The sequence below is a fragment of the Desulfoluna sp. genome (genome assembly GCF_030145185.1).
Taxonomy (GTDB): domain Bacteria; phylum Desulfobacterota; class Desulfobacteria; order Desulfobacterales; family Desulfolunaceae; genus Desulfoluna.
The window spans coordinates 14,837-39,307 of sequence record NZ_JAQYWB010000015.1; the positions used below are offsets into that span (position 1 = coordinate 14,837).

Annotated in this window: 16 protein-coding genes; 12 read left to right on the forward strand and 4 right to left on the reverse strand. The window is 56.1% G+C overall.

Going from position 1 to position 24,471, the window contains the following annotated elements; translation table 11 throughout:
- Window positions 1-146 precede the first annotated feature (146 nt).
- The 8 genes from Q1Q75_RS06495 to Q1Q75_RS06530 all read left to right on the forward strand — a co-directional run bounded on the left by Q1Q75_RS06495 (window position 147) and on the right by Q1Q75_RS06530 (window position 11,511).
- Entirely contained in the window at window positions 147-1,151 is a 1,005-nt protein-coding gene (locus Q1Q75_RS06495) for a Fe(3+) ABC transporter substrate-binding protein (RefSeq protein WP_300668470.1), read from the forward strand.
- Between the two features lie 355 nt (window positions 1,152-1,506).
- Window positions 1,507-3,180, forward strand: a complete 1,674-nt coding sequence (locus Q1Q75_RS06500) for an iron ABC transporter permease (RefSeq protein WP_300668471.1) — start codon at window positions 1,507-1,509, stop codon at window positions 3,178-3,180.
- Window positions 3,177-4,253 (forward strand): ABC transporter ATP-binding protein, encoded by a 1,077-nt coding sequence (locus Q1Q75_RS06505; RefSeq protein WP_300668473.1) that lies wholly within the window; start codon window positions 3,177-3,179, stop codon window positions 4,251-4,253. The genes Q1Q75_RS06500 and Q1Q75_RS06505 overlap by 4 nt, the downstream gene beginning before the upstream one ends.
- A 510-nt stretch (window positions 4,254-4,763) precedes the next feature.
- Window positions 4,764-6,332, forward strand: coding sequence for a Re/Si-specific NAD(P)(+) transhydrogenase subunit alpha (locus Q1Q75_RS06510; RefSeq protein WP_300668475.1), 1,569 nt, complete (start codon window positions 4,764-4,766; stop codon window positions 6,330-6,332).
- Window positions 6,325-7,713 carry a Re/Si-specific NAD(P)(+) transhydrogenase subunit beta gene (gene pntB / locus Q1Q75_RS06515; RefSeq protein ID WP_300668477.1) on the forward strand — a complete coding sequence of 463 codons (1,389 nt, stop codon included), beginning with the start codon at window positions 6,325-6,327 and terminating at the stop codon, window positions 7,711-7,713. Before Q1Q75_RS06510 ends, pntB begins: the two co-directional genes overlap by 8 nt.
- Window positions 7,714-8,421: 708 nt before the next feature.
- A complete protein-coding gene (locus Q1Q75_RS06520; RefSeq protein WP_300668479.1) occupies window positions 8,422-9,279 on the forward strand; it encodes a YitT family protein in 858 nt (285 codons plus the stop codon).
- A 203-nt stretch (window positions 9,280-9,482) separates the two neighbouring features.
- The gene (locus Q1Q75_RS06525; protein ID WP_300668480.1) at window positions 9,483-10,496 is read left to right on the forward strand and encodes a YhdH/YhfP family quinone oxidoreductase; all 1,014 of its coding nucleotides are present in this window, start codon (window positions 9,483-9,485) and stop codon (window positions 10,494-10,496) included.
- 178 nt (window positions 10,497-10,674) lie between these two features.
- The gene (locus Q1Q75_RS06530; protein ID WP_300668482.1) at window positions 10,675-11,511 is read left to right on the forward strand and encodes a mechanosensitive ion channel domain-containing protein; all 837 of its coding nucleotides are present in this window, start codon (window positions 10,675-10,677) and stop codon (window positions 11,509-11,511) included.
- A gap of 90 nt (window positions 11,512-11,601) precedes the next feature.
- Here the strand turns inward: Q1Q75_RS06530 and Q1Q75_RS06535 are convergent, their stop codons facing one another.
- The 3 genes from Q1Q75_RS06535 to tpx form a co-directional block, all read right to left on the reverse strand.
- A complete protein-coding gene (locus tag Q1Q75_RS06535; protein ID WP_300668483.1) occupies window positions 11,602-12,516 on the reverse strand; it encodes an HD domain-containing phosphohydrolase in 915 nt (304 codons plus the stop codon).
- A 217-nt stretch (window positions 12,517-12,733) separates the two neighbouring features.
- On the reverse strand, window positions 12,734-13,525 hold the full coding sequence (locus Q1Q75_RS06540; protein ID WP_300668484.1) for an exodeoxyribonuclease III: 792 nt from the start codon (window positions 13,523-13,525) through the stop codon (window positions 12,734-12,736).
- 37 nt (window positions 13,526-13,562) lie between these two features.
- Complete coding sequence (gene tpx / locus Q1Q75_RS06545; protein WP_300668486.1) at window positions 13,563-14,063, reverse strand: thiol peroxidase; 501 nt, start codon at window positions 14,061-14,063, stop codon at window positions 13,563-13,565.
- Between the two features lie 720 nt (window positions 14,064-14,783).
- Between tpx and Q1Q75_RS06550 the strand changes: the two genes are divergently transcribed.
- Window positions 14,784-15,485 (forward strand): FadR/GntR family transcriptional regulator, encoded by a 702-nt coding sequence (locus Q1Q75_RS06550; protein WP_300668488.1) that lies wholly within the window; start codon window positions 14,784-14,786, stop codon window positions 15,483-15,485.
- A gap of 136 nt (window positions 15,486-15,621) precedes the next feature.
- Window positions 15,622-19,239 (forward strand): proline dehydrogenase family protein, encoded by a 3,618-nt coding sequence (locus Q1Q75_RS06555; protein WP_300668490.1) that lies wholly within the window; start codon window positions 15,622-15,624, stop codon window positions 19,237-19,239.
- Between the two features lie 510 nt (window positions 19,240-19,749).
- On the opposite strand, the gene Q1Q75_RS06560 is transcribed toward Q1Q75_RS06555, so the two are convergent.
- Window positions 19,750-21,327, reverse strand: coding sequence for an MBL fold metallo-hydrolase (locus tag Q1Q75_RS06560; protein ID WP_300668492.1), 1,578 nt, complete (start codon window positions 21,325-21,327; stop codon window positions 19,750-19,752).
- 402 nt (window positions 21,328-21,729) lie between these two features.
- Here Q1Q75_RS06560 and Q1Q75_RS06565 point away from each other — a divergent pair, with 402 nt between their 5' ends.
- Together Q1Q75_RS06565 and Q1Q75_RS06570 are read left to right on the forward strand one after the other, a co-directional pair.
- Window positions 21,730-22,812: an FUSC family protein gene (locus Q1Q75_RS06565; protein WP_300668493.1), complete on the forward strand. Its 1,083-nt coding sequence runs from the start codon at window positions 21,730-21,732 to the stop codon at window positions 22,810-22,812.
- A 113-nt stretch (window positions 22,813-22,925) separates the two neighbouring features.
- A complete protein-coding gene (locus tag Q1Q75_RS06570; RefSeq protein WP_300668495.1) occupies window positions 22,926-23,660 on the forward strand; it encodes a hypothetical protein in 735 nt (244 codons plus the stop codon).
- The last annotated feature ends 811 nt before the right edge of the window (window positions 23,661-24,471 follow it).

Genomic DNA, 24,471 nt, shown 5'->3' on the forward strand with positions numbered 1-24,471 from the left:
GCCGGTTGTTTATTTAAGGGGGGAAGGCGGCGTGGCGAGACCCTGCCGACGGCAGACCGAGGATCCACCGGTCGGTCCGGGAATTCCCTGAAGATGATGGATTGATGGATTGAACGGCTGGCCTGGCCAGTTTATTTGTTGGAGGAATGATGAAGATTATACTCAGCGCTCTTTGCGCCGTTATGGTGACCTTGACCGGCCTGTCCCAGGCCTTTTCTGAAGAACTCGTCGTCTATTCGGCGCGAAAAGAACACCTGATCAAGCCCTTGTTTGATGCCTACGAGAAGAAGACCGGCGTGACGATTAAGTACATCACCGGCAAGGCGCCGGTTTTGCTGGAGCGCCTCAAATCCGAAGGGGCTCAGACCCCTGCTGACCTTCTTATGACCGTGGACGCCGGCAACCTCTGGCACGCTGCCCGTGAAGGCGTGCTCCAGCCCGTCTCCTCCAGCGTTTTGGCGGCCAATATCCCGGCAAGTTTGAGGGACCCGGAAAACCGATGGTTTGGCCTCTCGAGGCGTGCCAGGACCCTTGTCTACAGCACCGAACGCGTCTCCCCCTCGGAGCTGAGCTCCTACGAAAACCTTGCTGATCCTGCCTGGAAAGGGCGCTTGGCCTTGAGGACCTCCAAGAAGGTCTACAATCAGTCTCTGGTGGCGATGCTGATTGCCGAACACGGCGAGACAAAGACCGAAGCGATCATAAAGGGGTGGGTGAGCAACCTGGCCGCGCCTCCCTTCTCCAGCGACACCAAAGCCCTTGAAGCCATTATCGCCGGGCAGGGCGACGTGGCCGTGGTGAACACCTATTATTTTGGCCGCCTCCAGAAGAAGACCCCCGGTCTGCCCCTGGCTATCTTCTGGCCCAACCAGAGCACGGGTGGTGTCCACGTCAACGTCTCCGGTGCGGGCGTGACGGCCCATTCAAAGCACCCCGACGCGGCCAAAGCCCTCCTCGAGTGGCTCTCAGGTCCTGAAGCCCAGAATCTCTTTGCCGACGCCAACATGGAGTACCCCGTGAACCCCTCCGTAAAACCCCACGACTTCGTGGCGGCCTGGGGCGAGTTCAAAGGCTCGGATCTCGGTCTTGAAAAAGCCGGTGAACTCCAGTCCGACGCCATCAGACTCATGGATCGCGCCGGCTATAAATAAAAGGCACAGGCAGAGATAAAAAGCAGCCTCCGGCGGCAAGGTGGCGCCACCTTGAAAGCGGGTTTGCGAATGCGCATCGGGTCTCGGAAATTTGGATTGAAATGCGTTCGCATTCGCGTGAAACCTGAGGGCAGGCGATGTGCGCCACAAGCGCAAGATCTGCGGGTCATTCGCGTTCAATCCAGAGGGTGACTGTAACCGGAATAACTCCGGCGGCGGGGTGTGCCCCCTCGAAAGCGGGTTTGCGAATGCGCATCGGGTCTCATAAATTTGGACCGAAATGCGTCCGTATTCGCGTGAAACGTGAGAGCAAGCTCGCTGGGGGCTTCTTTAAGCATGCAGTGCAAGGAATTTCATGGAACGTTGTGACACCGATATGATGATGGAAAGGCCTTTGGGTCTGTTTCGGGCGGGGGGCAGGGTGGAGCCGTCCCTGGTGCTGGCCAGTGGGGTGGCACTTGTGGTGGTGTTGCCTATTTTATTTGTTATGGTCTCCATCTTTGCGGACACCCGGGATATCTGGGGGCATCTTCGTGAGAATCTTCTGGCCGGGTTGCTTTTCAACACGGCGGTTTTGTCTGCGGGGGTTTTGGCGCTCACCGCTCTTTTCGGGGTATGGGCGGCGTATTTGACAGCGTTGTGCGAGTTTCCAGGGCGACGTTTTTTCTCCTGGGCGCTTTTGTTGCCTCTTTCTATTCCCACCTATGTGATGGCGTTTGTCTACACGGGGCTTCTGGATTATTCGGGGCCGGTAGCGACCTTTCTCAGGCAGCATGTTCCGACGGTGGCGCCTTTCATGCCGCCCATCCGGTCCACGGGCGGGGTGATCCTGGTGCTGGCGCTGGCCCTTTACCCTTACGTGTTTCTGCTTGCAGCCGGCGGGTTCGCTTCCCAGGGGGAGCGGGTTCTTGAAGCCTCGCGGTCCATGGGCTTGAGCCGGAGACGCCTCTTTTTTCGGGTGATGTTGCCCATGGCGCGTCCCTTTATCTTTGGCGGCCTGATTCTTGTGTTGATGGAGACCCTGGCGGATTTCGGGGCGGTGGCTGTGTTTAATTATGACACCTTTACCACGGCGATATATAAAGCCTGGTTCGGGTTCTTCTCCATTGACGCGGCCTCCCAACTCGCCTCGCTTCTTGTGGTGATGGCCCTTGGGGTGCTTACGGCCGAGGGGTGGAGTAGGCGTCGCATGCGTTATTTCCGGGGGAGAGACGGGCGACGGGCCAAGCGAATACCCCTCTCCCGGCGGCAGGCGTTGGGGGCTCATCTTTTTCTGGGTGGGCTTTTTTCCGTGGCGTTTGTGATTCCCATGATCCAGCTTTTCGCCTGGGTGGGTGAGGCGTGGCGGGAGGAGTGGCACCTCGGGTATGGTGAGCTTCTCGGAAACTCTCTGGCTCTTGCAGGGGCGGGTGCTTTTTTGACTCTCTCCGCCGCCTTGATTCTGGCCTTTGCCGGGCGCAAGCTCACGGGCCGCTTTATGGCGATACTTTCCCGGATTTCCCTTTTGGGGTATGCCCTTCCCGGCACGGTTTTGGCTGTGGGTATGGTGCGCGTGCTTACCGGTATCGACCATATGGCCACAGGCCTTTTTGCCGTTTTGGGTGTGGCGATTTCCGGCCCTTTTCTTCAAGGCACGGTCTGGGTGATGCCTGTGGCCTATATGGTCCGCTTTTTGTCGGTGGGATTTAATGCTGTTTCAAGCAGCCTGGGGCGGGTTTCGCCCTCTATGGATGAGGCGGCCCGGACCCTGGGGGTCAGTGGCTTTTCCCTGGTGCGTAAAATTCATCTGCCCCTGATTCAGGGGGGGATGGTCACCGGCGCGATTCTTGTGTTTATCGATATTATGAAAGAGATGCCCTTAACCCTTATGACTCGGCCTTTTGGCTGGGATACCCTTGCGGTGAAGATCTTTGAGCTCACCTCCGAAGGGGAGTGGGAACGGGCCGCGATACCGGCGGTGGCGTTGGTGGTGGCAGGGCTGATTCCCGTGGGGATTCTGGTGTGGCAAAAGGAGAGAACAAACCGATGATGTATCTGAATGTAAAGGCGATCACCAAGCATTTTGGCGCTACCTGTGTGGCCCAGGGGGTTGGCTTTTCCCTTGCGCGGGGAGAGATTGGGGCTCTTCTCGGTCCCAGCGGCTGCGGAAAGACCACCCTCCTGCGAATGATCGCGGGTTTTGAAGAGCCTGACAGCGGCTCCATTCACCTTCAAAGCCGTCCTCTCTGGGAGGCTGGGCAGGGGCTTGCCGCCGAGGCGCGTCAAATCGGGATGGTGTTTCAGGATTACGCCCTGTTTCCCCACCTCACCGTGTGGGAGAATATTGCCTTTGGGATGAAAGATGTCAGCCGCAGGGAGATCAAGTCGACCATCGACGAGCTTCTTTCCGTCACGGGGCTTGCGGGCGTGGAAAAACGTTATCCCCATGAGCTCTCCGGCGGTCAGCAGCAGCGGGTGGCACTGTCCCGGGCCATTGCCCCCAAACCCCGGTGTCTCTTGATGGACGAGCCCTTTTCCAACCTGGACGTCACCCTGCGTGAGAGCCTCTCAGCCGAGGTACGGGAGATCATCAAGCGTTTTGGCATCACCGCTCTCATGGTGACCCATAATCAGCATGAAGCCTTTGCCATGGCCGATCGCATCGGGGTGATGATGGCAGGAAATATTCTGCAGTGGGACACCCCGGAAGGGCTCTATCACAAACCGGAAACCCTCTCCGTGGCTCGTTTTATCGGAGAAGGGAGCCTGCTCGCCGGAACGCTGACCTCCGAGGGCACCCTGGACTGCGGACTGGGTGCCTTTTCCGTGGCGGAAAATATCGGGCGCGAGGCCGTTCAGAAGGTGCATGTATTTGTCCGTCCCGAGGCGGTCCAAATCGCTACCTCCGGTAAGCAAGCCGTGGCACGGCTTGAAAAAAGCTGCTTTCGAGGACCGGGGCGCAGCTGCCTGTTTCAACTCCCCTCGGGTGAATGGGTGAGGGCCGCCGCTGAAACCCGGTGCTGCCTTCGGGAGGGGGATGCCTATGGCCTCAGCGTGTCCAGGGATGGGGTCTCTCTCTTTTCTGAGCATGAGGAAGAGCGGTTTGCCGGATTTTCAGAATGATGAAACCCAGTGTGTTCCTCCGGCGGCAAGGTAACCAGGGCGTAAATCAGGTTCGTCACAGCGGTTTTTTAAACGGACCCATCGGTTTGTCCCTGGGTCTGTATCAGGCTGTGTTTTTCCCCTTTGTGCATTGCCATCCACCATCCTCTGGGTTATTCTTCCTTTAGCCTTTTTGTTACGATTCAGCTCCTGTGAAATCAAAAGAGCTTCCGGTGGCCAGGTGTAAAGAAAGGGTGCGCAAGCACACGGGGTGTCGCATGGCGGGATGTTTTCGCCACCCCGGCCGTCAGAGGTTACGTGAGCTGAATCGTGAGGCCTTTTTCATGTTTGCTTGACCTCTGGCCCTGTCTTGCCCCTGCGATTGATCCCTTCGCCGACATTTTCCCGAAAGATCTGAACATCCTTTTCACCCTGCCGTTCCCACGGCAACTGAGACCTGTGATCCCTGATAAATAAGCCCCAAGGGGCCTCCGTGGCCTTTTTATATCTGGCAGAGAGAGGAGAGAGCCTGTGAAGATTGGTATTCCCATAGAGACCTGTAATGAAGAGAAGCGGGTGGCCGCAACGCCGGAGAGCGTGAAGGCATTGATTCACCTTGGATACGACCTGACCGTGGAGGCCGGAGCCGGAGAGGCGGCTGGTTTCCCGGACGGTGCGTATGAGGCCGCCGGCGCGGCCTTGAGTGACGCGAAGGCGGTGTGGTCCGACTCCGATATGGTGTTGAAGGTGTGTCCTCCCAGTCCTGGAGAAGCCCGACAGATGAAGGCCGGGGCCGCCCTGGTCTCCTTTGTTCAGCCTGCCGAGAACCCGGAGCTCCTGGAGGTTTTGAAAACCCGGAACATCACGGCCCTTGCCATGGAGCAGGTGCCGCGTATCACAAGGGCTCAGAAGCTCGACGCCTTAAGCTCCATGGCCAACATTGCTGGGTACCGGGCCGTGGTGGAAGCGGCGGGTGCGTTCGGGCGTTTTTTTACCGGTCAGGTGACGGCTGCGGGCAAGATCCCGCCCGCCAAGGTGCTGGTCATCGGGGCCGGGGTGGCCGGGCTTTCGGCCATCGGCACGGCAGGGGCGCTTGGGGCCGTGGTCCGCGCCTTTGACACCCGTCCCGAGGTGAAAGAGCAAGTGGAGAGCCTGGGGGCGTCTTTTCTCATGCTTGATGTTGAGGAGGAGGGGGCGGGCGCCGGTGGTTACGCTAAGGTGATGAGCGAGGCCTTTATCCAGGCGGAGATGGCCCTCTTCGCCGCCCAGGCCAAAGAGGTGGATATGATTATCACCACGGCCATGATTCCGGGGAAAACAGCACCGATCCTCATTACAAAAGAGATGGTTGCGAGCATGATGCCGGGGAGCGTCATCGTCGACCTGGCCGCCGGGCAGGGGGGCAACTGTGAACTCACAGAGCCCGGTCAATCCGTGGTGAAAGAGGGGGTGACCCTGATCGGCTACACCGACATGGTGAGTCGCCTGGCCAATCAAGCCAGCCGACTCTATGCCACCAACCTGTCCAACCTTCTGGCCGATCTGACCCCGGCCAAGGATGGGGAGGCGGTTTACGATATGGAGGACGAGGTGGTGCGGACCATGACGGTGACAAAGGGAGGCGAGATCACCTGGCCGCCCCCTGCGCCGACGCGGTTAGCGCTGCCACCCGAGCCCCCGAAAACAGAGAAAAAGGCCCCCGAACCCAGCGTGATCGAAACGAGCTGGCAGCGTTGGGCACCCCAGGTGAAGCCCTTTCTTTTTCTTGTCGTGGGGGGATTTTTGCTCTATCACCTCGGGCGCGTGGTACCTCCGGATTTTCTGCAGCACATGACGGTGTTTGTTCTGGCTTGTTTCGTGGGGTACATGGTGATCTGGAATGTGACGCCGTCTCTTCATACTCCCTTGATGAGCGTCACCAATGCCATCAGTGGCATCATTGTGGTCGGAGCGCTCCTGCAGGTCTCCGGTCCGTTTTTTAGTTTGAAAACACTGCTGGCGGCCGTTGCCATTTTAATTGCCACCATCAACGTGTTTGGAGGTTTTCTTGTGACCCAGCGCATGCTGAAGATGTTCAGGAGAGGGGGCGACCATGAATAGCGGCCTCATCACCACCGCCTATATTGCGGCAGGCGTTCTTTTTATTCTCTCCCTGGGCGGCTTGAGCAATCAGGAGTCGGCCCGACGCGGGAATATTTACGGCATCCTCGGCATGGCCCTCGCCCTGGTGGCAACCATCCTCGGCAAAGCCGTGACGGCCTACGCCCTGATCGGGATCACCATGGGACTCGGCGCGGCCATCGGCGTGATGGTGTCCAGAAAAGTTCAGATGACACAGATGCCTGAGCTGGTGGCGATCCTTCACAGCTTCGTGGGCATGGCCGCCGTGCTGGTGGGGATCACCGGGTACCTGGACCCTGAGATGCATTATGTCGGGGTTGAAAAGACCATCCATGAGGTGGAGATCTTTATCGGTGTTTTTATTGGAGCCCTGACCTTCACGGGGTCTGTGGTGGCTTTCGGCAAGTTGCGGGGGACCCTCAGCAGTCGGCCCCTGCTTCTGCCTTTCCGGCATCTTATTAACCTGGCCGCTGTGAGTGTCACCCTAGGACTCGGGGTTCTCTTTGTGGGGGCCGAAGGGATGGGGTTTCCCCTGTTGGGCCTGATGATCATGGCGTGTATCGCCTTTGGCCTGGGCTGGCACATGGTGATGGCCATCGGCGGGGCCGACATGCCCGTGGTGATCTCCATGCTCAACTCCTACTCGGGGTGGGCCGCGGCAGCCACCGGTTTTATGCTGGGCAACGATCTTTTGATCATCGCCGGTGCCCTGGTGGGGTCCAGCGGGGCCATTCTCTCTTATATCATGTGCAAAGCCATGAACCGAAGCCTGATGAATGTGATCCTGGGCGGTTTCGGGACTTCGGGGGGGACGGTCGTGGAAGGGGGCATGCAGGGTGACGCAATTCCCACAAGCCTTGAAGAGACCGCAGCCCTGCTTAAAAATGCGAAAAATGTGGTCATCGTTCCCGGATACGGCATGGCTGTGGCCCAGGCCCAGCACCCAGTTTTTGAGCTCACGGAGAGATTGCGGAAGGCGGGCGTGAACGTCCGGTTTGCCATTCACCCGGTGGCGGGGCGCATGCCCGGACACATGAACGTCCTGCTGGCCGAAGCCAGAGTCCCTTATGATATTGTCTTTGAGATGGATGAGATCAATGACGACCTGGCTGAGACCGATGCCGTGCTGGTCATCGGGGCCAATGACATCGTCAACCCCTCGGCCCTGGAAGACCCGGGCAGCCCCATCGCCGGCATGCCTGTTCTCGCCGTGTGGAACGCAGGCATCGTGGTGGTCCTTAAACGCAGTATGGCCACCGGGTACGCCGGGGTGGAAAATCCTCTTTTCTTTAAAGAAAACACCCGCATGCTCTTCGGTGATGCCAAAGAGAGCCTCACCGGCCTGCTGGCGGCGGTGTAGCAGGGCGGCTGGGAAAGTATCTGTGATACGAGGGGTATAGGACGGGTCTCGAGCTCTCGGTTTATTGTTTAAAATCGGGTCATGTTTCATGCCCATGAAAAGCAGCCTCCGCCGGAGGCACATTCGGGAAGGGGATCGGTGGAATCAGGCCGTTCCCCTTCCCCTGTTTTTAAGGCCTCCTTTTTTCGTTTTTTTGACTTTTTCGTGATCGAAACCCGTCTTCCATCCTTCCCCATGACACACTCTTTCCGCCTTTCTTTTTCCACCCCTGTTTTTCCGGCGTGTTTCTCCTTATCAAAACAAGGAAACACGCCCACTATATTTTGTAGGGTATTGATAAGACAGCTGATAGTGACCCCTTAATTTTGAATTAAAAAAAAGTAAAACGGATGTGCTTAATTTTATTGACACCCTTTATCAGCTCTGACATAAAGCGCCTCAAGTTGTGTGGGTGCTGTGGTCCAAATCCCTTTGGATTACGGTCTATTCTTTGTTGTCCTTTTTGCCTGAGTGGAGCGATTTTCGCACATATTTTTATCGTTGTCCGACGGGGTGGGTCCCACCGCATGAACTGCCCCATTTTTCATTGCTAAACTGATCGATACTTTTAAACATGACACACCCTATTCGGGATTCCGCAGTGTTGACGTTTTTTTTACGTCTTCCTTTGCATGGCCTGCAGGATCCGGTGCGTCAGGAGGTTCAGCCATGCGTAAAATAGATTTCACCTATTCCATTTTCTGGAACTGTTTTCTGATTATTTTCGGGACCCTGATCTATGTCGTGGGGCTCAAGGGCATTGCCGACCCGCACAGCTTTGTGCCCGGAGGGCTTTTTGGCCTCGCTTTTTATCTTTACTACCTCACCGACTGGATGAACCCGGGGATTATTTTCGCCCTGCTTAATATTCCCATGTTTATCATTGGTAAGATTTACATCAGCGGTCGTTTTCTCTCGTACAGTTTCCTGGCCATGGTGGTCTCTTCCGTCAGTTACAACCTGATCCAGGTGGATCTGGGGATCGTGAATCAGCTCTATGCGGCGGTCACCTGCGGGGTGCTGGTGGGGATCGGATCCGGCATTGTGCTGCGGTCCATCGGCTCCAACGGCGGGCTGGACATCATCGGGGTGATTCTTTATCAGAAGTTTAACCTCGGGCTCGGCAAGTTTTTCATGATCTTCAACGTGGTGCTCTACAGCTTCAGTTTTGCCACCATGAACACGGACCTGGTCATCGCCTCCATCATCTCGGTCTTTGTGACCTCGGTCAGCATCGATTATGCTCTGTCGATGTTCAACCAGAGGAAGATGGTTCTGGTGGTGACAGATAAGCCAGACTGCATCTCCCGCGAGATTATTGATAAGTTGAAGATCAGCACCACCTTTCTTAACGGGCAAGGGGCTTACACCGGACGAGAGAAGAAGATTCTCATGACCGTGATCAACAATATTCAGCTCAAACGTCTGGAAGAGATTGTCTTCACCAAAGACGAGGAGGCGCTCTTCATCGTGGAAAACACCTTCAGCGTGATCGGGGCCAACTTTTCCAAGCGGAAAGTCTACTAACCCGGATATTTCACGAGTCGAGGCGGCCCCTTGGGCTTTATGTATGGGCGGCGGGTCTTTGACTCGCCGCCTTTTTTTTCGCCTTCTTTCCACCTTGAATTTTCTCACCCGGGCTCTGTGTATTCTTCAATGACATTTTGGTTTTTCCGTCGTACAATATGGACGTCATCTCATTGAATATGGATCTAAAGCGGAGGTGAACCATGGAACATGCGAAGTGGGAGAATGTGACGTATCATGCAATGGTTGTCTCTGAAGAAGAGGGGGCCTTTGTCCGAAGCGTTGAGACCTTGTCTGTGAAGGATTTGCCTCCGGGCGATGTCTTGATTCGGGTGGGATTTTCATCCCTGAACTGGAAGGATTGCCTGTCGGCCATGGGGAACCCCGGGGTGACCCGGCGCTATCCTCATACACCGGGTATCGACGCGTCGGGGATCGTTGCAGCGTGCATCGACGGTGGCTTTCAAAAGGGCGACAAGGTGATTGTGACCGGATATGACCTTGGCATGAACACCGCAGGCGGATTCGCGGAGTACATTCGAGTCCCCGCAGGGTGGGTGGTGAAGCTTCCCGACGGATTGACCCGAAAGGAGGCCATGATGTTGGGCACCGCAGGGTTTACCGCGGGGCTCTCCATTAAACGTCTCTTGGACCATGGGGTGGCCCCAGGCTCCGGGACGGTGCTGGTCACCGGCGCCACCGGAGGCGTGGGAAGTCTGGCCGTGGGGATCCTGAAAAAATTGGGGTTCACCGTGGCCGCGGTCAGCGGTCGGGACGAGCGGGGTGAGTACCTTGCCTCCATCGGTGTGGATCAGGTGGTTCCTTTGGCCGAGGCCGTGGACTCACGTGGCAAAGCGCTCGGAGGAAAACTCTGGGCCGGTGTGGTGGATGCCGTGGGCGGGGACGTCCTGGAGACTGCCATTAAAAACACCGTGAACCGGGGCGTGGTGACCTGCTGCGGGAACGTCCGCTCTGATGATCTCAGTTTCTCCATCTATCCCTTTATCCTTCGCGGGGTTTCCCTTTGCGGCATTGACTCTGCCACCTGCCCCATGGAGGAGCGCCAGTTCGTCTGGAAGCAACTGGCCGATGCCTGGAAGCCTGACATCCTTGAGCTCGTAGTAGAAAGCCTCAACGGGCTGGATGAACTCAGTATTCAGATTGACCGTATGGTGAGGGGGGAACGGACCGGCCGCAGCATTGTTCATTTTCCCTGATTTTTTTGCCGGGGATCTCTTCGGGTCTCCGGCATTGTTTTTCTCTTTTTGTCATGAACCATGACCTTTCCCTTCTGCCGTTTAGACGCAGAGATTTAATCCCCGGCCCTTCGTTTATCCGAATATCCCAGAACATTTTTTTTGATGACATCAGGACTCATCAACCCAAGGAGGATCCATGGAATCCATTGTGGTAAAGCTTCAGGAATGGTTGGCTTTTTATGGCTTAAAGGTGGTGGCGGCCCTCATTATTCTCGTGTTGGGGCGGATCGCGGCAGGGGTTGTGCGCCGCCTTCTTCGAAATGTGATGACAAAGGGGCGGGTGGAGCCCACCCTCATCTCGTTTGTCTGCAGTGTGGTTTACGTGGGCCTGATGGCCTTTGTGATTATCGCGGCCCTGGGGAAGCTGGGGATGCAGACCACCTCCTTCATCGCGGTCCTGGGTGCTGCCGGTCTTGCCGTTGGCCTGGCCCTTCAAGGCTCCCTGGCCAACTTTGCGTCCGGCGTGCTCCTGGTGATTTTTACGCCATTTAAGGTAGGGAACTTCGTGGAAGCCGGCGGATCTGCAGGCGTTGTGGATGAGATCGGGATTTTTTCCACCATCATTAAAAGTCCTGACAACAAGCGGATTATTATTCCCAACGCCCAGGTGACCGGAGGCATCATCATCAATCATACGGCCGAGGAGATTCGCCGGGTAGATCTGGTGGCGGGGGTCGGATATGGCGATGACCTCGATCTGGTAAGGAAAACGTTAGAGGAGGTGCTGGCTGGTGAGCCGATGATTCTCGAGAGCCCGGCCCCGACCATCGCGGTGAGTGAGCTGGGTGAGAGCAGCGTCAACTTTGTGGTGCGTCCCTGGGTGAAGACCACCGATTACTGGACGGTTTGGTTTGCTCTCCATGAAGCCATCAAGAAGAGCTTCGACGCCAAGGGGATTTCGATTCCCTTTCCCCAGCATGACCTCCACTTTGATATGCCGAAGGAGGGTTTTAAAGTGGCTTCAGAGAGGTAAGGAGCGCAGACTGATTGACGGGGCGACCACCGGGGGCGGGGTCGCCCTTTTTTTATGCCGTGGAAGGCGTGCTGGGTCTGTCTCGGGGGCTTACGCCAGGCAGGTGCAGAGCTCTTTGAAAATGGTTCTATTGAATTTTCCCTCGATGATGACCTCATGTTTGATGAGGTTCAGGGTGTCAAAGGGACTTTTTATTTTGCGGTGCACCTTGGACCGGTGGGTCAGGTATTCGTAGCTGTCGATAAGCCCGATGAGTTGGGCTTCGAAGCAGATGTGGGCGATGCCTCTGGGGTAGCCGTTGCCGTCGAGGCGTTCGTGGTGTTCCAAAATGGCCTGGGCGATGGAGGCATCAAAGGTCCCCGCCTCCTTGATGAGGTCGTGGCCAATGGCGGCATGGGTTTTGTATTCTTCGAACTCGTTGTCCGTGAGTTTGCGATTGGTGATGACGATATTGGCGTCCAGCTTCGTTTTTCCGATGTCGTGGAGCAGGGCCGCAAGAGACAGCTTGCGTGTCTCCTCCTTCGACAGATTGCAGTGGCTGCAGTAGAGCATGGCCATGGCCATGGTGTTGATGACATGATCCATGGTGGAGCGGTCTGTGGAGGAGGTCTCGGTCAGTTTTTTCAGGAGCTGGGCGTTGTGCCCGTAGCCTTCAAACATAATGTCGATGGTTTCGGGCAGTTCTTTAAGAGAGCCTTCTGAGGGACGGCTCATGGCCTCGGTCACCACATCGCAGAGGATGGACTTCACCTTGGTGAGGCCCTTGGAGTTGAGGCATTGTTTGAGGTGGGTGTTGAAACTTTTTTGCAACTCGGAGACGGCGGTCTGGCTGTCCTGTTTTTGGATAAAGAACTGTGGGGGAAGGTTTCTTTTGTCCTGGGTAAAGTTGATGTACTTCCCTTTGGGTTTGTAGAGGACGTAATCTCCGTTGTCTGCCTTGCAGTAAAGGGGGATGTTTCGGTAATGGTGAACCTGACTCTCCTTGACCTGAATAAAATCATCCATATCGTTATCTACCCATACCGTCACTGACACAGAAAAAAATATCAAACTGTAAGAAAATGGCGTCACACACTCCAGTGTGACCGCGTGATTGTAAATCGGTGATATCGGTAGTGGAAGTCAAGGCTTTTATAGCAAAGGGAAGGAAAAGTGGTAAAGGAAAAGTGGCCTTTTCCTCTCGGATGCAGGGCGTTCTTGTGGGCCACCACGGCTCGCGGTATCAGGGGATAAGAAGATCCAGGCCGACGGGGCAATGGTCGGAGCCAAAGGTCTCATTGTCTATCCAGGCGTTTTTGATCCAGCCCTTGTCGAGGATGTCCTGACTCACGTAAAAGTAGTCGATGCGCCAGCCCGCGTTGGACTTTCGGGCGTTGAAGCGGTAGGACCACCACGAATATTTTTCTTCCTCCGGGTAGAGGTGACGGAAGGTGTCCACGTAGCCCATGGACAGGATGCGATCCAGCCACTCCCGCTCGACAGGGAGAAACCCAGAGCGTTTGGCGTTGGGTTTGGGGTGCCTCAGGTCGATCTCGTTGTGGGCGGTGTTCACGTCTCCGCAGATGATGATGGGTCGTCCCTTGTCCTTGAGGGCATTGGTGTAGGCGAAAAAAGCTTCGTAAAATCGGAGCTTGTAGTCCAGCCGTTCATCGCTCTGCTGTCCGTTGGGAAAGTAGACGTTGAAGAGGGTGAAGGCCTCGTATTCCAGTTCCAGAATGCGCCCTTCATCGTCAAACTCGGGCATGCCGATACCGTGCCTGACGGCGATGGGCTTGGACTGGGTCCAGGCCCCCACGCCGCTGTAGCCTTTTTTTACGGTAGAGAAAGACCAGTGGGCCTCCAGGCCGTTGATTCCGGTCATTTCAGAGGTGAGTTGTGGTTCCTGAAGTTTGGTCTCCTGGACCATGAGTACGTCGGCTCCGAGTTTCTCCATGGAGTCTGTGAAATCTTTCTTAAAAATGGCTCGGAGTCCGTTGACATTCCACGACACCAGCCGTATTTCCGTTGCTCCCAATGTTCATCCTTTCACATGTTAAGGGTTGGGTCCCGTGTCAGGCGAGGCTGGCCAGAATCTCGTCGTAGGGGGGCTCTTCCTTTAAATCCTTTGCAAAGGATGAATAGATGACCGTTCCCTCTTCGTCAAGGACCACCACCGCCCGGGCCAGAAGACCTTCCAAGGGGCCTTCGGCAATGCGGACGCCGTAGGCATCCCCGAAGCCTCGGGTGCGAAGCTCTGAGACCGCGATGACCCCTTCAATGCCCTCGGTTTCACAGAAACGCTTGTGGGCGAAGGGGAGGTCGGCGGAGACACTGAGGACTCGGGTGTTGGTTAAGGCAGCGGCTTCCCGGTTGAAGCGACGGACCGATGCGGAACACACCGGTGTGTCGATGCTCGGGAAAATATTCAAGACCACTCGCTTGCCCGCAAGGTCGGGCAGGCTGATATCGGAAAGGTCGGTTTTGGTCAGGGTGAACCCTGGGCCTTTGGAGCCGATATTCGGAAGGTTGCCTGAGGTGTTGGCGGGGCTTCCGCCGATCATGATCTCTGCCATGGAATTCTCCTTGAGTTGGGGTGTTGTGGGCAACCCCGTTAATCCATTTCTTTGACGGATACGGGCATCCGTGATGCGGACCGTGTCGAAGGCGTCGCTTGTGAGGTTTACTACATACAAAATGTATGCCAGATCGGGAAATATATACGTGCACAGAAACATAGAGAGGAAGAGGATTCTGTTCTATTTAAAAGTATATCAGTTCTTCGCATCGGTGGGCAAGAGGGGATAAGAGGGGGCAAAAGACAGGGGATCGCAAGGGGAGTCGCCTTGTCCGGGGCAGATATGTCTCAGGCTGTCTCTAAAGGGTTCCATTTTAAAGAATCGCACGATACAATGAAACTTCAAAAACGACATGGGCGGCGTCTCTGACGGGTCAATAGCTTATGTGAGACCGAAACCAGATATCTTTCCTATCACCCGTTTATTTCATGATTCCTCTGGGTGCTTGCCGCTTTCCTTCTTCTGCTTGTCAGTTTCTTTCTGCGCTCCCTTTTATATTTCTGATGATATGACTCGTTTTTTCAGTCTGTTGATCTTCTTGACAAGGTGTTTGCGCTTGAGGTATCTAATGGTTAAACCATTTAACTCTTCAGCGTTGTCCTGCCCTCCCCGGTTGCTCGATTGCGTACCAGTGAAGCAATCTATCGCCGTGAGGAGACTCGGGAGGTGATTTGCTGTGACTGCGTTTTTATCCGGTCAGGGAGCCATCAGAAAAAGATGTTTGAGAAAGCGAAGCAGAATCGAATTTTTCAGGACGTGGTGGACCAGATCCAGGAGGCGATTCTCGACGGGCGCATTCAACCCGGTGAGAAACTGCCCTCCGAACGCGAGCTCAAAGAGACCTTTCATATCAGCCGAGGCACCCTTCGGGAGGCCCTGCGTGTTTTGGAGCAGAAGGGTTTGATCGAGATCCGCCTGGGGGTCCACGGCGGCGCTATCGTGACGCAGGTCTCCACCGAACCCATGCTGGAGAGCCTCTCCCTGATGGTGCGGCGCAAGGAGATCCCCTTTGAAAACCTTCAGGAGTTTCGAAGCTCCGTGGAAGCCGATATCGCCTCCCTGGCCGCCCAGCGCCGAACCCCGGAGGATCTTGAGATCCTTGCCAAAATCCTTGAAGAGGCCCGCCATCACCTGACAGAGGCCTATGACTGGGACGCCTTCATCGCCGCCGATGGCCGGTTCCACCAGGAGCTGGCCCGCATCGCGCGGAATCGGCTTTTTTCCCTGGTTCAGAAGGCCGTTCATGAAAATATCCACGAGTACTACGAGGCCTATCTGTCACGAAAGCCAGAGATCCTGGATGAAAATCATCAGGACCTCATCGATCTTTTTAACGCCGTCAAAGACGGCAACGGCGTCCGCGCCGCCGCCCTCATGAGCAGCCACGTCGTCAAATTCGACCGCCACATGACAAGGTGAGCCACCTTGCCGCCGGAGGCTGCTTTTCATGAGCTGAATAGTTACCTTACGCCTTCGGCAACCCGCTTTCGAGGTGGCACACCTCGGTTTATTTTGCCCTTTATGTATGATTCGCAAGCCCCAGGAAGGAAGGCCGATGGAAACTCAGATTGAAGCACGACTGGTTCAGGAAGCAACCGAGCTGGCAGAGCGCTGGCAGACACGCGCCAACGAGTTGTTGATCCCGGATGAGAAGAAGATTCAGAAGATGATGAGCAGGCTTCTCACCCACCCCATGGACAAGGTGATCCTGACGCGGATGATCGATGAGAGTTTTCGGTCGAGTCTGACCCCCAAGGTGGCGGATCGGGTGCACGCGCTTTTGAAGGAGAAGGGGATCCCGAAGTTCATGGGGCCGCTGGAGAAATCGTTGATGCTGCTGTTTATGGGGGTGGGGCGTCATATCCCCTGGGTGGCCGTGCCGCAGATGGTAGCGCAGATTAGAAAGCAGAGCAGCCGGGCCGTGGTTCCCGGAGAGACCGAGCCTTTTATGGCCCACCTGGCCATGCGGAAAGAGGAAGGGGTTCGCATGAATATCAACCACATTGGCGAGGCGGTGTTGGGGGAAGAGGAGGCGCAACATCGGCTGGAGGCCTATGTCCGGGATCTCTCCCGCCCGGAGATCGAGTACATCTCGGTGAAGATCTCCACCATCTATTCCCAGATCTCCTCCCTGGCCATGGACGAGACGGTGGCCGAGCTCAAGACGCGTCTGGCTGTGTTGTTTCACACCGCCGAGGCCCATACCTACACGCGCAAAGACGGCACCACGGTGAAAAAGTTCGTGAACCTGGATATGGAAGAGTACCGGGACTTGGAGCTGACGGCTCGGGCGTTCATGGAGACCCTGGACCAGAAAGAGTTAAAGAATCACTCTGCGGGCATCGTGCTCCAGGCGTATCTGCCCGACTCCTGGGCCATGCAGCGAACACTCACCGAGTGGGCGAAGGCGCGTGTGGCAGGGGGTGGGGCGCCCATCAAGCTGCGGATTGTCAAGGGGGCGAACATGGAGATGGAGCAGGTGGAGGCGGCCCTTCACAACTGGCCCCTGGCTCCCTTCGACAACAAGCCCTTTGTGGACGCCAACTACAAGCGCATGGCCGAGTATGCCATGGAGCCTGAGAACATCAGGGCCGTGCGCCTGGGCATCGCCTCTCACAACCTCTTTGAGCTGGCCTTTGCCTATGCCATGGCCAGAGAGAACAAGGTCACCGAGTTTTTTGGTTTCGAGATGCTCGAAGGGATGGCAGACCATGTGCGGCGGGCGATTCTGGAGACCACCGGCGATGTCCTTCTGTATGCACCGGTGGCGGGCAAAGAGCAGTTTATTAACGCCATCGCCTATCTGATCCGTCGTCTGGACGAGAACACGGCCCCTGAAAATTTTCTCCGGTATGCCAACGACCTGAAGCCCGGGTCCAAGGAGTGGGTCTTCCTTGAAAAGGGCTTTAAGGCCTCCCTGGAACTGCGTGGGATCGTGCCGACAATCTCCAACCGCGTGCAGAACCGCCAGACGGAAACCTGGGAAGATTTTACGGGCGGAAGTTATCACACCGGTCGGTTCGTCAACGAAGCGGATACCGACTGGGCTTTATCCGGGAACCGAGCCTGGGCCGAGGCCATTCGAGACGCCTGGATGCCCACGAACGAAAAATCGCCCCATGAGATCCCCGTGGTGGTGGCCGGTGAAGAGCGTTTTGTCGGTAAAAGAATCCGGGAGAGCGTGGACCCCTCGCAGTTCAGTGAGAAAAAGAAGGAGAACCTCGTCAGCGCCCGCTGCGCCCTGGCCGATGACGCCGACGCAGAAGAAGCCCTTGAGACGGCCGTGGCCGACCCCGACGGGTGGCGAGACTTGGGCTGGGAAGGCCGTCATGAAGTTCTTTCCCGCGTGGCCTGCGAGCTTCGCGCTTCCCGCAGTGAACTCATGGGGGCCGCCGCTGCCGCCACCGGCAAGCTGATGACGGAAGGGGACGTGGAAGTCTCCGAGGCCATCGATTTTGTGGAGTTCTATCCTTTGAGCGCCCGCAAGCTGGCCGGACTTGATGGTGTCTCCGTCTCAGGCAAGGGGGTGGGGTTGGTGCTCTCCCCCTGGAACTTTCCCATCGCCATTCCCTGTGGGGGTATTTCGGCGTCCCTGGCAGCTGGCAATACGGTGATCTTCAAGCCCGCCTCGGATGCGATTCTTCCAGCCTGGATCCTCTGCAACTGTTTCTGGCGGGCCGGCGTGTCGAAAAAGGTGTTGCAGTTCCTGCCCTGCTCCGGGGCCACCACCGGTCAGAAGCTGGCCACGGATGCCCGCGTGGATTATGTCATTCTCACCGGCGGTACCGAAACGGGTTTGGCCCTGCTGAGGCAGAAGCCGGACATGGCGCTCTCCGCGGAAACCGGCGGGAAGAATGCCACCATCGTGACCTCCATGTCCGATCGGGATCAGGTCATCAAAAACGTCATCTACTCGGCTTTCGGCAACACCGGTCAGAAGTGTTCTGCCACCTCGCTGTTGGTTCTGGAAAAAGATGTGTACGAGGACGCCCAGTTCCGCCAGCAGCTGGTGGATGCCGCCCGAAGCTGGAATGTGGGGTCGGCCTGGGAGTATAAAAACAGCATGGGGACCCTCATCAACCCGCCTTCGGGGGATTTGAAGCGGGGCCTCACCACCTTGGAGCCCGGGGAAAACTGGGCCTTGAAGCCCGAGCAGGTCGGCGACAACCCCTACCTCTGGAGCCCGGGCATTAAATATGATGTGACGCCCGGCAGCTACACCCACATGACCGAATTTTTCGGGCCGGTGCTGGCCGTGATGAAGGCGGACAGCCTGGACCATGCCATGGCTCTGGTCAATCAAACCGGGTTTGGGCTCACCTCCGGGCTTGAGAGCCTTGACGATCGGGAGCAGGCCCTCTGGAAAAAGGGCATTAAGGCGGGCAACCTCTATATCAACCGGGGAACCACCGGGGCCATCGTGCTGCGCCAGCCCTTTGGCGGGATGGGCAAATCCGCCATCGGTTCGGGCATCAAAGCGGGGAGTCCCAACTATGTCAGCCAGTTTATGTCCATAGAGGAGACCTCGGCCCCGACCTTTTTGCCGATTCAAACCGAGACCCATTTTTTCCGCTGCTGTCAGGACCTTGAGAACAAGGCCCACTGGGGCGGACTCGGAGACATGGCGCCGGAAATTGTCCGGTTTACCCGGGCGGCTTTCAGTTACATGGGGTGGTTTGAGAAAGAGTTTGAAAAAGAGACCGACCATTTCCGGCTGCGGGGCCAGGACAACATCGTCCGTTATCTCCCCGTCGGGGGTGTGGTGGTGCGTGCCACCGGGGAGGAGCCTCTCTCGGATATTCTCTCTATGTGCGCGGCGGCCCTGATCACGAAGAATCAGGTGATCTTAAGCCTGCCGGTAAGCCTTGACGCGGAGGTGGATCGGTTCCTCGAAAGTGCGGACGGCAGCCGATTGGTACGGGATGTCACCGTGGTCCGCGAGGATGAAAAGGCCCTTGCCGCACGCCTTCACACGGCAGACCGCATCCGCTATGCCTCCCCGGACCGGGTGCCTGCGTCTCTGCTTAAAAAAGCCGCTGAAACCGGTGTCTACATCGCCCGCAATCGGGTGGTGGCCGAAGGCCGCGTGGAGCTGCTGCAGTATGTGCGGGAGCAGAGCCTCTGCAACAACTACCATCGCTATGGCAACCTGGGAGAGCGGGGGTTGCTTTAAGGACAAAAAACGCCTCCGGCGGCAAGGTGAGCCACCTTGAAAGCGGGTTTGCGAATGCGCACTGGGAGTCGTCACGCCGGGCTGAAATGCGTTCGCATTCGCGTGAAGTGCGAGGAAACGCACAGTGATTCGCAAGTGCATGAGCTGCAGGTGTTCAGAATTCAACTCAGCCGTTTACTTTAACCGGAATAACTCCGGCGGCAAGGTGAGCCAACTTGAAAACAGGTTTCCGGTGGGCTTTGCCCCTCGTTCCTCGGGTCAAAGCCCACCGGAATTCTATCGAGTCAATCTGTGATTCTTTAATTCCAACCGCCGAACCTATTTTCTGACCTCCTAAAAAAAAAACGGCCCCACCAGCATGTCTGCTGGCGGGGCCGTTGCGCAAAGGGTCTGAAATCATGAATCGATGCGGGGTGCCTGAAGAGGAACCATCCCCCCCGGAAGGGCCCTTTCAAACGACATCGCATCGGGTGATCCCGACCCTTTACAACCCGGTCTGACCTCTGGGCGTCAATCGATGGTGATGGTCTGGCCTTTTTTGGGGACAAAGGCCTTGAATCCTTTCTCTTTGAGGAAGTCGGCAAAGGCCAGGGATTGCTCCTCTTCTCCATGAACCACAGCGATATTTTTGATATGAAGGTTGGACTTGCGCAGGAAGGTGTACATCTCTTCACGGTCGGCATGGGCGGAGAAGCCGCCTATTTTAACCACATCGGCCTTGAGGGGATACTCCTTGCCCAGGATTTTGACGATGGGGGCTTTTCCTGTGCGGCCTTGTTTTTTGTACTCCCATCCTGCTTCCATGATGCGCCGTCCCAGGGTGTGCTGGGCCATGTAGCCGACAATCACGATGGTGTTGTTCGGATTGTGGACCCGGTAACGCAGGTGGTGAAGGATGCGGCCTGCTTCACACATTCCCGAGGAGGAGATGATGATGTGGGGGGTGGTGGTCTTCATGCACTCCATGGACTCCGCCACCGTACTGATATAGTTGAGCCCCTTGAATTCAAAGGGGTTCAGACCTTTTTCCAGGAAGGTCTTGTGGGTCGCTTTGTCGTAGACTTCCGGATGCTCTGCAAAGACCCGGGTGAGGTTGCCAGCCAGGGGTGAGTCCACGAAAACCGGAAGTTTTGGGATGCGGCCTTCGTTTCTCAGCTCGTGGATGATGTAGACCACGTCCTGGGTTCTGCCGAAGGCGAAGGCGGGGATCACCACCACGCCGCCTTTGTTGTAGGTGGCGTTGATCACCTCGGCCAGCCGGTCCTTGAGCTCTTCTGCCGGTTCATGGTGACGGGCGCCGTAGGTGCTCTCCATGATCATCAGGTCGATGGGGCCGATGTTCTCGGGAAAGGAGAGGGTGGGGTTTCTCAGGATCGGACGGCCAAATCGTCCGATATCCCCGGTAAAAATGACGTTGAACCGGCGTCCTTTCTCACGGAAGGAGAGCAGGCACAAGGCCGAGCCCAGGATATGCCCGGCTTCGAAAAAGGTCAGGGTCATGCCTTTGCCGACGGTAATGGGTGTGTTGTACGGGTAGCCATCAAAGGCGGAGAGGGCGGCCTCGGCATCGGTCATGGTGTACAGCGGTTCGACGCTGTTCAGGTTGTATTGGGTGAGGAGCTTGGAGATGGCCTCCTTATTTAAACGAAGGCCGTTGTGTTTGAGGAGCTTGGTGATTTCCGATTGCTCTCGGTTGGTCAGGTCGTTTTTTTTGCCGTTGGCCAGGTTGTACAGGTGTCCTCGAACCGTTTTGTAGTTGAGGTAGAGCGCGTCTGATTCCTGGATGTGGGCGGAATCCCGAAGCAGATAAGAGCAGGCGTCTGCCGTGGTTCGGGTGGTGAAGACGCGGCCGTTGAAGCCTCCCTTGATGAGCAAAGGGATACGTCCTGAATGGTCGATGTGGGCGTGGGAGAGAATCATGTTGGTGACGTGGCTTGGATCCACGGGAAAGATACGGTTTTTGGCGTCGCTTTCTTTCCGTCTGCCTTGAAATAGTCCGCAATCCATCAGAATCGAATCTTTTCCGGACTCAAGCAGGTGCATGGAACCGGTGACTTCGCGAATAGCTCCGTAGAACGTGACATGCATGGAAGACTCCTTTCACCCCGGATAGCTGCCGGAGTTGCATGGGATGGAATATATTAAGATCTTCACTGTATGGCAGGGGGATCGGGGTGTCAACGAAGAGGAAGTAAAAGTGGTAAATGTCTGCCGGCCAAGTCGGCGGTGGCGTTTCGTCGGTGAATTCAAGTGAAGAGGCATTCGGTGGTGGGGCGATCGGTTTTTCATGAGGGGAGGGCACACGGCCAGGGGGCGAGAATGATCTGCGCAAGTTGTCGTTGATTCAGGGCATATTCCTGGGTGACATGCCTCGTGAAATGGTTTATACAGCGTTCTCTATAAAAAGGAATGAGGAGGTGGCACCCGTTTTTCACGCCGCCGTGACGATGGGGAATCCATCACAACCCTAAACGTCCTGAAGCACTGCCTATGAAAACGAACACCTTTTTTCAGCATATCCCGGTCGCGCACCTGCGACATGGTATAAAAACCGGCCTCGCCTCTCTCCTCTCCTATGAGGCGAGTCGATCCCTGGGGCTCCCCTACGCCTTTTGGGCGGTCATCTCCACGGTCATCGTCATGCAGGTCTATGTGGCCGATTCGGTGAAGATGTGCCTCTACCGTTTTTTCGGTACCACCATGGGGGCGGGCATCGGTATTTTTGCCATCTGGGCTTTTCCTGCCGGCGATCTCTGGAACGATGTCGCCATTGTGCTTACCCTCGGCTTCTGCGGGTTTATGACCCGCTACAGTCCCCGTTATCGCATGGCGGCCATTACCGTTTCCGTGGTCTTTGTGGGCAGCTTCGGCGTCCCGACGGACGAACGGATTCTCTATGCTCTTTTTAGGGTCCTTGAGATCACCCTGGGGGTGGGGATCGCCTTTCTTGTCTCGGTTCTGGTTTTTCCGGAACGCCTTGAAAAGCACCTGGCTGAGAGGCTGAGCAGCCAGAAAACCCAGGCGGCCATCCTCTGCCGAGATTTGACTGCGGCCTTTGTGTATGGAGAGATGCGTCCCCCGCTTAAGGCATTGCAGGAGCTTTTCGCCCAGATTCGGAGCAATCGCGCCAGCCTTTCCGGCATCACGCATCACGAGCTCCTCTTTGCCCGAAGGCAGCGTGGACATACCCTGGAATCGAGCATCGGCCGGCTGGAGAGGACGGGAGATCATCTTGCTGTGATGGCCCATGCCCTTGAGAACGAAGCCCTGCTGAAGGAGCGGTTTCATATGGAAACCGAGCTTCTGGCCCTTTCCGAGGCCTGTGCCCTCACCCTGGAGCAGATGCGAGACACTCCGGCAGTCGTGGACTGCCGGGATCTTCACGAGGCCCTTATCGCCTGCGATGCTCGTCTTTTGGCCTTGCGCCATCAAGGGGCCACCTTTCGTTTTGACTTAGACATGCTCGCCGGCTTTTATGAGTTTTACAGCGCCTTAAAATCCCTGGCCCTGGATCTCGTGAGTGGGAACGCCGGACCTTTCGGGACCCTTTCCTCTGAAACACCGGATCCATAATACTCTGGGCTTCCTATGGACTTATTGACCGGTTGTGGTTTCATTCTTCGGTGTGTGATATGTGCTTCTTACTAATGGAGTACAGATTCACGAAATGAGAAAGGAACCGATTCATGAAGATATCTACAATTGCCGTGATTATGGCGATGTCCGAGGAGGCAGAGCCCTTTATCCGGGCCCACGGCTTGCAACGCGCCGATTCCGTTTTTGACCGTCAACTGCCCATGGATGTTTTCCTGGGAAAGGTCCATGGCCTGGATGTTTCTCTGGTGGTCTGCGGCAAGGACCCCCGCTTCGGGGTGGACAGCGTGGGCACCCAGCCCGCCACCCTCTCCACCTACCTTGCCATCGAGCGCTTTAAACCTGATCTTCTGATCAATGCCGGCACGGCCGGTGGCTTCCAGGCAAAGGGCGCTGAGATCGGAGATGTCTACGTGGGGTCCGGTTGTATTCGGTTCCATGACCGTCGTATCCCTCTCCCCGGATTCGAGGCCTACGGCGTAGGCTCCTATCCGATGCCTGAGTTTCATCAGTTTGCCGCCACGCTCGGGTTGAAGAGGGGCATTGTCTCAACGGGCAACTCCCTGGACATGGCGCCCGAAGACCTGGCGATGATCCAGGATAATGAGGGTGAGGTCAAAGAGATGGAAGCCGCCGCCATTGCCTGGGTTGCCGATCTGTACCAGGTCCCGCTGGTTGCCTTGAAATCCATCACGGATCTGGTGGACTCCGGCAGGCCGACCCATGAGGAATTTCTGGAGAATTTAAGCGTGGCCTCCGAGGCCCTTCAGGCGAAATTGACCGCGGCGATTGATTACTGCGCCTGCACAGATCTTTCCCTGGCCTGATCCTGATCATGGTCCGGTCCCGAGGCTTTGCGGTTCCTCTGAATGTACAGGAGAGGGGAGCCCGTTGTCTTGGGAACCGGCCCCTGGGTGGAAAATATCCGTAAAAAGAAAGACCTTATAATGAGGGGGGCGTGAGCAGTTCTCGTTGTGCTTCGGTCCTCAGGTCAAACCACATCCTCCTTCAAACATGAATTTATCGGGTTCACTCATAAAAGCCTGTTTGTCTACTCCAGCGCGAAAATTGGCAAAAGTTTGGTCCCCGGCAGGTCCGCAGCCGGAGGCGTATGCTGAATAGTTACTTGAGTATAAGGTTATCTCTCATCTGAGATTCAAAACTTTGGCATAAGATAGCTGCGGTAAAGAGCCGAATAGTAGATCATTTTTGCGAAAATGCTTGCGAATCAAAGCGTAAGAGCATTTAATAACTCGAAATATAAGATGGTGCCTGCTCTTTTCGAAGGAGCCCATTCAAACTTGAGCCCAGGGTGGTTTCAAATACTGTCGAGTACAACTTATTTTCTATGAATTTAATGAAATAGATTTTGTGCATCTTTATGCAGCGTTACAGTCCCTGTCCTGAGCGGATGTCATCTCAAACAGGCTTTCCTGAAAACAGATCCATTAAAAATTCTCGAAAACGTTTCACGAAATAAAACAACTCTTGTCGCATGGCCGGGGAGTTACCACCCGAAAGTTAATTTATGCGACAGCTTGAGCATCCCGAATACCGGTGCTGTGAAAATCCTGATGCCATTATTGTTTCAGAAAATGATTTATGAAAAGTAAAGAAGGGGTTTCCATCGCCATGAAA

Bases quoted from the DNA above. Each gene is read 5' to 3' on its own strand.
- pntB (WP_300668477.1), top strand. From the start codon at position 6,325: ATGAATAGCGGCCTCATCACCACCGCCTATATTGCGGCAGGCGTTCTT.
- Q1Q75_RS06525 (WP_300668480.1), top strand. From the start codon at position 9,483: ATGGAACATGCGAAGTGGGAGAATGTGACGTATCATGCAATGGTTGTC.
- Q1Q75_RS06535 (WP_300668483.1), bottom strand. From the start codon at position 12,516: ATGGATGATTTTATTCAGGTCAAGGAGAGTCAGGTTCACCATTACCGA.
- Q1Q75_RS06570 (WP_300668495.1), top strand. From the start codon at position 22,926: ATGAAGATATCTACAATTGCCGTGATTATGGCGATGTCCGAGGAGGCA.
- Q1Q75_RS06565 (WP_300668493.1), top strand. From the start codon at position 21,730: ATGAAAACGAACACCTTTTTTCAGCATATCCCGGTCGCGCACCTGCGA.
- Q1Q75_RS06495 (WP_300668470.1), top strand. From the start codon at position 147: ATGATGAAGATTATACTCAGCGCTCTTTGCGCCGTTATGGTGACCTTG.
- Q1Q75_RS06530 (WP_300668482.1), top strand. From the start codon at position 10,675: ATGGAATCCATTGTGGTAAAGCTTCAGGAATGGTTGGCTTTTTATGGC.
- Q1Q75_RS06550 (WP_300668488.1), top strand. From the start codon at position 14,784: ATGTTTGAGAAAGCGAAGCAGAATCGAATTTTTCAGGACGTGGTGGAC.
- Q1Q75_RS06520 (WP_300668479.1), top strand. From the start codon at position 8,422: ATGCGTAAAATAGATTTCACCTATTCCATTTTCTGGAACTGTTTTCTG.
- Q1Q75_RS06555 (WP_300668490.1), top strand. From the start codon at position 15,622: ATGGAAACTCAGATTGAAGCACGACTGGTTCAGGAAGCAACCGAGCTG.
- Q1Q75_RS06505 (WP_300668473.1), top strand. From the start codon at position 3,177: ATGATGTATCTGAATGTAAAGGCGATCACCAAGCATTTTGGCGCTACC.
- tpx (WP_300668486.1), bottom strand. From the start codon at position 14,063: ATGGCAGAGATCATGATCGGCGGAAGCCCCGCCAACACCTCAGGCAAC.
- Q1Q75_RS06500 (WP_300668471.1), top strand. From the start codon at position 1,507: ATGGAACGTTGTGACACCGATATGATGATGGAAAGGCCTTTGGGTCTG.
- Q1Q75_RS06560 (WP_300668492.1), bottom strand. From the start codon at position 21,327: ATGCATGTCACGTTCTACGGAGCTATTCGCGAAGTCACCGGTTCCATG.